General features: G+C 63.7%; 12 protein-coding genes. 5 read left to right on the top strand and 7 right to left on the bottom strand.

All coding sequences use genetic code 11. The annotated features are described in order from the left end of the window. Positions 1 to 149 precede the first annotated feature (149 nt). The 4 genes from OCL88_RS05805 (at position 150) to OCL88_RS05790 (ending at position 2,476) form a co-directional block, all read left to right on the top strand. Positions 150 to 374 (top strand): DUF3188 domain-containing protein, encoded by a 225-nt coding sequence (locus OCL88_RS05805; RefSeq protein ID WP_031216538.1) that lies wholly within the window; start codon positions 150 to 152, stop codon positions 372 to 374. Between the two features lie 60 nt (positions 375 to 434). Continuing rightward, positions 435 to 896, top strand: coding sequence for a MaoC family dehydratase N-terminal domain-containing protein (locus OCL88_RS05800; RefSeq protein ID WP_021472363.1), 462 nt, complete (start codon positions 435 to 437; stop codon positions 894 to 896). Positions 897 to 898: 2 nt separating this feature from the next. After that, positions 899 to 1,336 carry a MaoC family dehydratase gene (locus tag OCL88_RS05795; protein WP_264961883.1) on the top strand — a complete coding sequence of 146 codons (438 nt, stop codon included), beginning with the start codon at positions 899 to 901 and terminating at the stop codon, positions 1,334 to 1,336. Positions 1,337 to 1,408: 72 nt separating this feature from the next. Next, positions 1,409 to 2,476 carry a UDP-N-acetylmuramate dehydrogenase gene (locus OCL88_RS05790; protein ID WP_264961882.1) on the top strand — a complete coding sequence of 356 codons (1,068 nt, stop codon included), beginning with the start codon at positions 1,409 to 1,411 and terminating at the stop codon, positions 2,474 to 2,476. Between the two features lie 21 nt (positions 2,477 to 2,497). Here the strand turns inward: OCL88_RS05790 and OCL88_RS05785 are convergent, their stop codons facing one another. Continuing rightward, positions 2,498 to 2,977: a hypothetical protein gene (locus OCL88_RS05785; RefSeq protein WP_021472366.1), complete on the bottom strand. Its 480-nt coding sequence runs from the start codon at positions 2,975 to 2,977 to the stop codon at positions 2,498 to 2,500. Positions 2,978 to 3,059: 82 nt separating this feature from the next. On the opposite strand from OCL88_RS05785, the gene OCL88_RS05780 reads away from it, so the two are divergent. Then, a complete protein-coding gene (locus OCL88_RS05780) occupies positions 3,060 to 4,193 on the top strand; it encodes a winged helix DNA-binding domain-containing protein (protein ID WP_264961881.1) in 1,134 nt (377 codons plus the stop codon). Between the two features lie 127 nt (positions 4,194 to 4,320). Here OCL88_RS05780 and asd read toward each other — a convergent pair whose 3' ends face one another. The 6 genes from asd to OCL88_RS05750 form a co-directional block, all read right to left on the bottom strand. Further along, the gene (gene asd / locus OCL88_RS05775; protein ID WP_193593116.1) at positions 4,321 to 5,463 is read right to left on the bottom strand and encodes an aspartate-semialdehyde dehydrogenase; all 1,143 of its coding nucleotides are present in this window, start codon (positions 5,461 to 5,463) and stop codon (positions 4,321 to 4,323) included. Between the two features lie 105 nt (positions 5,464 to 5,568). Next, on the bottom strand, positions 5,569 to 5,805 hold the full coding sequence (locus OCL88_RS05770; protein WP_031216541.1) for an NF038396 family protein: 237 nt from the start codon (positions 5,803 to 5,805) through the stop codon (positions 5,569 to 5,571). A gap of 19 nt (positions 5,806 to 5,824) precedes the next feature. Further along, positions 5,825 to 6,424 carry a dihydrofolate reductase gene (locus OCL88_RS05765; protein WP_319951640.1) on the bottom strand — a complete coding sequence of 200 codons (600 nt, stop codon included), beginning with the start codon at positions 6,422 to 6,424 and terminating at the stop codon, positions 5,825 to 5,827. Next, complete coding sequence (locus tag OCL88_RS05760) at positions 6,421 to 7,224, bottom strand: thymidylate synthase (RefSeq protein WP_264961880.1); 804 nt, start codon at positions 7,222 to 7,224, stop codon at positions 6,421 to 6,423. Before OCL88_RS05760 ends, OCL88_RS05765 begins: the two co-directional genes overlap by 4 nt. Then, the gene (locus tag OCL88_RS05755; protein ID WP_264961879.1) at positions 7,221 to 7,613 is read right to left on the bottom strand and encodes a GntR family transcriptional regulator; all 393 of its coding nucleotides are present in this window, start codon (positions 7,611 to 7,613) and stop codon (positions 7,221 to 7,223) included. The genes OCL88_RS05760 and OCL88_RS05755 overlap by 4 nt, the downstream gene beginning before the upstream one ends. Further along, the gene (locus tag OCL88_RS05750) at positions 7,610 to 9,106 is read right to left on the bottom strand and encodes a hypothetical protein (RefSeq protein WP_264961878.1); all 1,497 of its coding nucleotides are present in this window, start codon (positions 9,104 to 9,106) and stop codon (positions 7,610 to 7,612) included. The genes OCL88_RS05755 and OCL88_RS05750 overlap by 4 nt, the downstream gene beginning before the upstream one ends. Between the last annotated feature and the right edge of the window lie 202 nt (positions 9,107 to 9,308).

Below are 9,308 nucleotides of genomic sequence, written 5' to 3'. Positions count from 1 at the left end.
GAGACCGGCGGATTCAGACCCCAACTACACCCTCAAATGCGATGAGCCTGTTAAGGCCGGGACGGAAGTACCCGGCACTAACCGCGGGCTTTACTCGTGGGAACCAACCCTTCGGCGAAGCCCTGCATGGCGCCCGGTAGACTTGGATGGTGCTGAACGAATTCTGGGCCAACGCCTCCACCGGGTACAAAGTGCTGGTTTTCAGCGCCATGGGACTCATTGCGGCAGGCGTCATCCTGTCCATTGCCGCAAACACCTCGGGCAACCAAGGACTCGCCATGGCATCCTTGGGCGTCATTGGCCTGGGCCTGGTGCTCCATGTCACCGGACTCGTGATCCGCGGCCAGCAGATCCGCAAGAGCTACAAGAAATAGCATCCTTCACAGGGTGGTGCCCACACCTGTCTCCGGGCGTCCGCCCGATAGGGTTGGACCATGAGTATCAATCCGGACCTGCAGGGCCGCAGCTACCCTGCCGCAGAGGTTTACGACGTCGGCCGTGAGAAAATCCGCGAGTTCGCCAAGGCTGTAAAGGCCACCCACCAGGCGCACTTCGACGTCGAAACGGCGCGGGCCCTGGGCCATCGCGACCTCGTGGCGCCTCCCACGTTTGCCATCATCATTGCCCAGCGGGCTGACGCGCAGCTGGTTGAGGATCCCGAAGCCGGGATCGATTTCTCCCGCGTTGTCCACGCGGACCAGCGCTTCACGCACCATCGCCCGATCGTCGCCGGGGACCGTCTGGTAGCCGAGCTGCACGTCGACGGCGTACGCGCCATGGGAGGCGGCGCCATGATCACCACGCGTTCGGAAATCTTTGCCCTGGCCGACGGTGACAGCCGTGAAAAGGTCGCAACCACCACCTCGTCCATCCTGGTCCGGGGAGAGGGACAGTAACCATGAGCCCCGTTTTCGCAGACCTGGCAGTCGGCCAGGAAATTGGCAACCGCACCATCGAAGTCACCCGCCAGGACCTGGTCAAATACGCCGGTGCTTCCGGAGACTTCAACCCCATCCATTGGAACGAGGCATTCGCCACGTCAGTGGAACTTCCCGGCGTCATCGCCCACGGCATGTTCACCATGGGTGCAGCGGTACAGCTGGTCAGCGACTGGGCAGGCGATCCGGCCGCCGTCGTTGACTACCAGACCCGCTTCACCAAGCCGGTGCTGGTGACCGACACCACGGGAACGGATGAGCCCGGAGCGGTCATCGAGGTGACCGGCGCGGTGGGTGCGCTCGACGCCGAGGCGGGTACCGCCCGCATTGACCTCACCGTGGTGGCCGCCGGCCAGAAGGTCCTCATGAAGTCGCAGGCAGTGGTCAAGCTCTCCTAGGTAGTGCAGGGACCGAGTCTCTGCCGCGTGCTTGCGGCGGAGCCCCGGCCCAAACCCCGATAGGCTTGATGGGTGACCCAGACGCTGCTTTCCGAATTGACCACAGCTGCCGTGGGCGGCCCCGCCGGCACCTTTGTGGAGGCACGTACCGAGGCGGAAATCATCGACGCCGTCCGCTCGGCTGACGCCGCGGGGGAGAAGCTCCTCATCATCGGCGGCGGATCCAATCTATTGATCTCCGACGACGGCTACCCCGGTACAGTCCTCAAAATCTCTTCCGAGGGCTTCACAGTCAACGCCGAGGACAGCTGCGGGGGAGTCTCCGTGGTGGTCCAGGCAGGACACAACTGGGATGCCTTGGTTGAACACGCCGTGAAGCACGCCTGGTCCGGCCTGGAAGCGCTCTCCGGGATTCCCGGCGCAACGGGAGCCACCCCGGTCCAAAACGTAGGAGCCTACGGTGCTGATGTTTCGCAGACCATTGCTGCCGTACGAACGTGGGACCGGGAGAGCAACGCAGTCCGCACCTTCACCAACTCCGAGCTCACGTTCGGCTACCGTGACTCCATCCTGAAGCAGACCACTGTGGAGGGTTCGCCGCGGTTCGTGGTCCTCACGGTTGAATTCCAACTGCCGCTGGGCAGGATGAGCGCCCCCATCCGCTACGCCGAACTTGCCCGTGTGCTCGGGGTCGAGGTGGGCAAACGGGCGTATTCCAACGATGTCCGGCGGGAGGTGCTCAGGCTGCGTGCGTCCAAGGGCATGGTGCTGGACGCCGACGATCGCGATACTTACTCAACAGGTTCGTTCTTCACTAATCCGCTCGTGTCCAAGGAACAGGCCGAGGCGTTGCCTGCGGACGCCCCCAGGTACCCGGCAGGATCCGATGGGTTGGTGAAACTGTCCGCCGCCTGGTTGATTGACCGTGCAGGATTCGGCAAGGGTTACGGGCTGGAGGAGTCCAGTGTTTCCGGGGGCAGGGCATCGCTGTCCACCAAGCACACCTTGGCCATCACCAACCGTGGCTCCGCCTCGGCTGCGGACATGGCGGCCATTGCGCGCGAGGTGCGTTCCGGCGTCGTGGATCGCTTTGGGATTGAACTGCATCCCGAACCGCTGCTGATCGGCGTTTCGCTGTAGCTTCCGGCCCTGGTCAGCGCGTCAGCGCGTCCGGCGCTCCGCGATGGGCAGCACTTTGTTCAGCAGCAGGAACGTCAGCCCGCAGCTGACAGAACCCAGCAGGAAGATCTGGCTGAACGCGATGCTCTGCGGCGACGGTCCGCTGGGCAGGAAAAGGCCCGCAGTGGCAAAGCCCACCAATCCGAGCATCATCACTATGGATCCCAGCAGGAAACTGCGCACCTGTGCCGCTGCGGCCGGATAGAACCACGGCTCGGGCGCGTCGCCGTCCCGCGGTGAGACGGGCTGGAGGAGGGCTGCGACGCCCAGCAGCAGCGCGGCCAGGGCTGTTGCCACGATTCCGGCGAGCTGGATGCTTTGCATGGAGGGTGAAAGCCGTACTCCCGTGCCTACGGCAACGATCAGCCCGGCCACTAAACCGACGCCGCTGCAGCACCAGCCGGCGGCAGCCAACCGGCGGCTGAGTGGCCGCACCAGCGGAGCCAGATCACCAAAGAGCATGTAGCAATCCTAGGCAACGCGTCTGGAAGGCGGCTGGGAGGCAGGGCAATGTTCGCTGTGGTCGGCGGCTTTAGGATGGAGCATGCCTATCGGGAAGCGGAGCCCCACACCTGCCGTGATCGGTCGTCTGCGGCTCGCCAGCCAAGGTCTTTTGGGCGGGAAGCGTGCTTCCGTTCCCGAAGCCGTCCGGTGGATGACTGCCATGCAGGCCCAGGATCTGGGTCATGCGCTGTGGGCGGTTGGCCAGAGGGTGGTGGGATCGGGAGCCTCCGAGGTCCGGGCGGCGCTGGACGCCGGCACGGTGGTCCGGTCCTGGCCGATGCGCGGGACGTTGCATTTGGTGGCGCCGGAGGACCTTCGGTGGATGCTGGGAATCACCAGCGGGCGGCTCATGCAGTCACTGCGGACCAGGCACCGTGAACTGAACATCACACCGGATGACATCAGCCATGCCCGCGACGTGGCTTTGGAGACCATTGCCAACCTCTCGCGGGACACGGAGGCAGCGGGCGCCAGCCGGGAGCAGCTATTCGCGGCGTTCGAGGAAGCGGGCCAGATCACCAAAGCCCAACGGGGCATCCACCTCATCGCCTGCCTGTGCCAGGAGGCGTCCCTGGTCCAGGGGCCCATGGCCGGAAGCAAAGGCAATGCGGGGGTGCAGCAGTTGTTTGTCCCTTTCGATCAATGGATCAGGGACTCACGTGCCGTGGATCGCGAGCCCGGCGTCGCCGAATGGTTCCTCCGCTACATCCACAGCCATGGCCCGGCCACTGTCCGCGACTTCGCGTGGTGGACCCAGGTGCCGCTCAGCGAGGCCCGGGCGGCGCTGAGTGCCGTCCGGGATCAGTTGGTGGAGTTGCCGTTCGGGGATACAAGCTACTGGATGTCGCAGGAGAGGGCCGCAATGCTCGACGACGGCGTTCCCGGCGCCCGCTCGGTGCTGGCTCTCCCCGGGTTTGATGAATTCCTGCTCGGTTACCAGGACCGGAGCCTGGTGCTCGCTCCTGAGTATGCCGAACTTGTAGTGCCCGGCAAGAATGGGGTCTTCAAAAGGATCATCATTGCCGGGGGTGGCGTGGTGGGGACGTGGGCCAGGACGGGAACAGGGAAGTCAGCCGGAGTGGTCCCGGAGCCGTTCACGGGAACACTTGGACCGTCTGCGGAACGGTCCTTCCTGGCGCAGGCCCGTGCCTACCTCAAATTCATGGAGAGCTGAGCCCAGGGAAAACGGGGGAACGCAGGGGGAACGCGCGGTGAACGCACCGGGACCGCCCCCTTTAACCGGAAAACCCGCCCTTCCCTCGCCGTGAAGCAAGGGAAAAGCGGGTTCCGGAACGGAAAGCCTAGAGCTTGCCCGTCACGATGTTCAGCATGCGGCGCAGCGGCTCGGCCGCACCCCACAGGAGCTGGTCGCCCACGGTGAAGGCGCTGATGTATTCCGGTCCCATTTCGAGCTTGCGGATACGGCCAACCGGGATGTCCAGAGTGCCGGACGCTGCCACGGGGGTCAGCTCGGCCATGGAGGCTTCCTTGGTGTTGGGCACAACCTTGGCCCACTCGTTGTCCTTGGCCAGGAGGTTCTCGATCTCCGTGACGGACAGGTCCTCGCGGAGCTTGAGGGTCAGGGCCTGCGAGTGCGAACGCATCGCACCAATGCGGACACACAGCCCGTCCATGGCGATGTGCTCCTTGCCTGCGGTGCCCTTGCCGGTACCGAGGATCTTGTTGGTCTCAACGCCGGCCTTCCATTCTTCCTTGGACTGCCCGTTGCCAAGGTCGGCATCGATCCATGGAATCAGGGAGCCGGCCAGCGGGACACCGAACTGGGTGGCGTCAACGCCGGTGCGCTGGGTAGCCAGGACCTTGCGGTCGATCTCAAGGATGGCGGAAGCGGGATCCTCGAGTTCGCTGCTGACCTCGTTGTTGAGCGTGCCGAACTGGTTCAGGAGCTCGCGCATGTGGCGGGCGCCGCCACCCGAAGCGGCCTGGTACGTCATGGACGTACCCCACTCCACGAGGTTGTTCTTGAACAGCCCGCCGAGGCCCATCAGCATGCAGGAAACCGTGCAGTTGCCGCCGATGAAGTCCTTCACGCCGCCGGAGAGCCCGGCATCGATGACGTCGCGGTTGATCGGATCCAGCACGATGATCGAATCGTCGTTCATGCGGAGGGTGGAGGCGGCGTCGATCCAGAGACCGTCCCAGCCACGGCTGCGGAGTTCGCCGTGGACCTGCTTGGTGTAATCGCCACCCTGCGCGGTGACAATAATCGGCAGCTTGGCAAGCGTCTCAATATCGAACGCATCCTCGAGCTTGCCGGCCCCATCAGCGAACGACGGGGCGGCACCTCCTGCGTTCGAGGTGGAGAAAAATACCGGGTTGATGTTGGCGAAGTCGTTCTCTTCCTGCATGCGGTGCATCAGGACGGAGCCGACCATGCCACGCCAACCGACCAGTCCTACGGACGGATTAGCTGCTGTAGTCATTGAACCAGTCTAAACTTTCGACGCCGCCTGACGCTGTTGGTTACGTCACCCGCACAACGTACGACGGCGGACCCAGGGACGGCGCCAGGCGGGCCGGCGGCAGTGCTAGCGTCCGGCGTCGTAATCCTGCAGGCCGTTACCCTCCGCGAGGGCAGCTTTGCGGGCGCGAAGAGCGAAGAACGCACCGAAGGCGAAGACCTGGGTCACCACCACCAGGACGATGATCCCGGCGATCTTGTTGCCGCCCAGGATCATGGTCAGCCCAACGATCGCTGACAGCAGCGCAAGGAGGGGCAACAGCATGTACCCCAGGACAAAGAGTGTTTCAGGTTTCTTGAGCATTGCCTGCATGATCCGGTTCCTAGCTTTCAGTCCGGCGCCACGACGTGAACCGGTATTTGGTGCCGTTCTTCGCCGTGTACCAATCCTCGTGAGGGGCCACGGAGTCGAACGTCCAGTCCTCGCCAAGTTCGGGGGCGAAGGTGTCGCCTTCGAGTTCGGCGTCAATGATGGTGATGACCGCAAGATTGGCGATGCCCATCGATTGTTCGAAAATTTCCCCGCCGCCGATGATCCAGACCTTCTGGCCGCCCGGCGCGAACTGGGACTCAAGCAGGGCTGCGTCCAGGGAGGAAACCACGACGGCGCCCTCCGCCTCGGGTGTCGAAGCCCAGTCCTGGTTGCGGGTCACAACGATGTTGGTGCGGCCGGGCAGCGGACGGTACTTGTCCGGGAACGATTCCCAGGTCTTCCGGCCCATGATCACCGGGTGCCCTGATGTCAGCTGGCTGAAGTGCTTGAGGTCCTCGGGCACGTGCCACGGCATACTGCCGTCCTTGCCGATGACCCCGGCCTTGGTCTGCGCCCAGATCATCCCGATGCCGGTCATGGCCGCAGCGGTCTCCTGCGTGAAAATAAGGCCGGGAAGATGCGCGTTGGTCTCTTCGGAGGGAGTGTTCATACGGCGATCGGTGCCTTGATAGTGGGGTGGTGGCGGTAATCGACAACCTCGAAGTCCTCAAGGGTGTAGTCGAAGATGGAGTCGGGTTTGCGCAGGATTTTCAGCTGTGGGTAGTCGTACGGTTCCCGGCTAAGTTGTTCCTTTACCTGGTCCACGTGGTTGTCGTAAATGTGGACGTCGCCGCCGGTCCAGATGAACTCGCCGGGTTCTAGCCCAAGCTGCTGGGCCACCATGCGGGTGAGTAACGCATAGGAAGCGATGTTGAAGGGCACGCCAAGAAAAGTGTCTGCCGAGCGCTGGTAAAGCTGGCAGGACAACTTGCCGTCAGCGACGTAGAACTGGAAGAACGCGTGGCACGGAGGCAGGGCCATGTCCTTGAGTTCGGACACATTCCACGCCGACACGATGTGCCTGCGGGAGTCCGGGTTGTTGTGCAGGCTCTTCATCACCTGGGAAATCTGGTCAATGTGCCCGCCGTCCGGGGTTGGCCAACTGCGCCACTGGACGCCGTAAACCGGTCCGAGTTCACCGTCGGCGTCTGCCCATTCATCCCAGATGGTGACGCCCTGGTCCTGCATCCACTTCACGTTGGAGTCTCCGCGCAGGAACCACAGGAGCTCCACTGCCACGGATTTGAAGTGCACCCTCTTGGTGGTGATCAGCGGGAAGCTCGTGGCCAGGTCGAAGCGCAACTGGCGCCCGAACACGCTCCGCGTACCCGTCCCGGTGCGGTCCGATTTGTGCGCGCCATTGGCCATGACGTCGCGCAGAAGGTCTTCATAAGGGGTGGGAATGCTCACGGATCAAGCTTACTGGCAAGCCGTCCCCGCAGCAGGTCGACGAGCGTCGAATCGCTCACGCCAGCTTCCCTGGCCACGTGGATCAAGCCGTCGACGGCGGCCATCACCGCCGGTTCTCCACCCGGCTGTCCGGGCGTGGCCCGAGGGGGGCCGACGACGATGGTTCCGTTCCGCCGTCGTGATTCAATCAGGCCGGATTGCTCCAGTTCCTTGTAGGCGCGCGCGACCGTTCCGACGGCGATACCGAGGTCCGCGGCCAGGCTGCGGACTGTTGGCAGCCGGCTGCCGGGTTCAAGGGCTCCGACGGTTATCAAGGAGCCGAGTTGCCTGCGGATCTGTTCATAGGGAGGGACCGGATCGTCCAAGTCCAGCCTGATGGCGGCCGTCACAGCGTGGGCTGGCTTTGTTTGTCGTCGTTGTTCCTGGGGATCCTGCCCAACAGGCTCCGGACGGGCGTAACTGCGGTAACCACGGCAGTGGCAGCCAGGAGTGCGCCGATCAACATACTGGGGCCGGGGGCGATGTTGTCGGACCAGGGAATCAGGGTGCCCCATGCTTCCGGGTTGGTCAGCAGAACAGCTCCGGCTTCCGCGAGGAAGAAGGCCGCCAGTGTGCGGACGATGCGGTACATCGCGATGGCCCGCAGTGCGGAGTCCAGTCCGTGCTCGGTTACGTCCTCGGGGATACCGCGGCGAAACCGGGCGGTGAGGATGGCAGCTGCGCCCACTGCGCTGACCCCAACCGTGATCAATAGATCCATGGGCCACGTCGCTGCACCGTTCACCAAAGCCTGCCCGATGCCTGTCAGGATGACGGCGACAGTCCATAGGGCTGCGGCCGCCACCGCGAAGGAGAGCAAGCCGCGGGAAAGAACCCGTTGCGGCCAATTCCTGGACGCTTGCGAGTTGCCATAGTTTCGGGCGGTCAGGAGTTCACCGCCGATGATGACCAGCAACACAGAGGTAGCCATGACGGCCACGAGAACCGGCAAGATCAGCGGCCGTCCGCCCGTTGCCGGAATATAACCGGCCCAGATGACCATACTTATCATCGGCAAGATGCCGGCAATTCCCACCACGGGTCCCAGGGAGACGCTGATCCGGGCTGCGCCGGGTGTTCCCGGGTCGGAGCGGAGCGAGGCTGCACTGGTGGTCTTTCGATCCGCTTGTAGCGAGGAGAGAACGGGGACCTTCCACCACCACATGACCAAGAGAACAATGATGTTGGCGAGCCCCAGCAGGTTGAACCACGACGACTGCCACGTGGTGCCGGGTTGGGGGAGGGACGCGAAGTTCCCGGCGATTGCTGCGAGGCCCGCAGCAATGGTGGCCACGGTCCGGAGCAACCTGTTTGCGGCAATGGACCGGAGGACCCGGTTGTCGTTGGTGTCGAGTGCTTCCAGTTGGCGTCGATGCGCGATCAACATCAGGCACAGCCAGGTCCCGATCGCCAAGACCAGCAAGGAGCCACCCAGCCACGCGGAGAGCTCCCATCCCGGGATCCTGCCATCCTGGCCCTGCCCCGCATAGCCGTTGTACTCCGGTCCCTGTGGGGGCGCCGGAGTTGGAAGTACAGGGTCGTAGGCGGGCAGTGAGCCAACCCGGATGATGGCCACGGCCGCATAGCCAAAGATTCCTGCCGTCCACCACGCCAGCCTGCGGGGAAGGAAGTCGCGGATCCTGCGGACCGTAAGTTCGGCATACCTGCGGGGCGCCTTGGGCGCGGGGTAGCTCCACTGTCCCAGCGCGTGCACGGCCAGGACGGCAACCACGGGCCATGCGAGGGCGGGAAAGATCTGCTCAGGCATGGTGGGTGCACCCGGTACGGACGGGTTTGCCTTGATGATCCCCGCACTCATGGCGCCCTGCAGGGAGCTGGCCATCCAGCCGATAATGCCAACCCAGAGACCGTGTGACTCCACGGATTTCGCATCAGGTGCGGACCACACCTGCACACGAAGAAAGAGGTAAACGAGGACCGCGCCTATCAACGGGCCCAGCAAGACCAGCGGTGGCAGATTAAAGGACAACACAGATGAGACCCCCCAAAGTCTTCTTACTTTGTGTCAAGTATTTGATACAAAG

The organism is Paenarthrobacter sp. PAE-2 (assembly GCF_026013155.1).
Lineage (GTDB): Bacteria > Actinomycetota > Actinomycetes > Actinomycetales > Micrococcaceae > Arthrobacter > Arthrobacter ureafaciens.
The sequence above is the reverse complement of the archived record's forward strand: the minus strand, read 5'-3'. Positions and strand labels throughout refer to the sequence as shown.

What these genes read in the sequence shown, in the direction of transcription:
- OCL88_RS05800 (WP_021472363.1), top strand. Translation starts at nt 435, where the DNA reads ATGAGTATCAATCCGGACCTGCAGGGCCGCAGCTACCCTGCCGCAGAG.
- OCL88_RS05795 (WP_264961883.1), top strand. Translation starts at nt 899, where the DNA reads ATGAGCCCCGTTTTCGCAGACCTGGCAGTCGGCCAGGAAATTGGCAAC.
- OCL88_RS05785 (WP_021472366.1), bottom strand. Translation starts at nt 2,977, where the DNA reads ATGCTCTTTGGTGATCTGGCTCCGCTGGTGCGGCCACTCAGCCGCCGG.
- OCL88_RS05780 (WP_264961881.1), top strand. Translation starts at nt 3,060, where the DNA reads ATGCCTATCGGGAAGCGGAGCCCCACACCTGCCGTGATCGGTCGTCTG.
- asd (WP_193593116.1), bottom strand. Translation starts at nt 5,463, where the DNA reads ATGACTACAGCAGCTAATCCGTCCGTAGGACTGGTCGGTTGGCGTGGC.
- OCL88_RS05770 (WP_031216541.1), bottom strand. Translation starts at nt 5,805, where the DNA reads ATGCTCAAGAAACCTGAAACACTCTTTGTCCTGGGGTACATGCTGTTG.
- OCL88_RS05765 (WP_319951640.1), bottom strand. Translation starts at nt 6,424, where the DNA reads ATGAACACTCCCTCCGAAGAGACCAACGCGCATCTTCCCGGCCTTATT.
- OCL88_RS05750 (WP_264961878.1), bottom strand. Translation starts at nt 9,106, where the DNA reads ATGGCCAGCTCCCTGCAGGGCGCCATGAGTGCGGGGATCATCAAGGCA.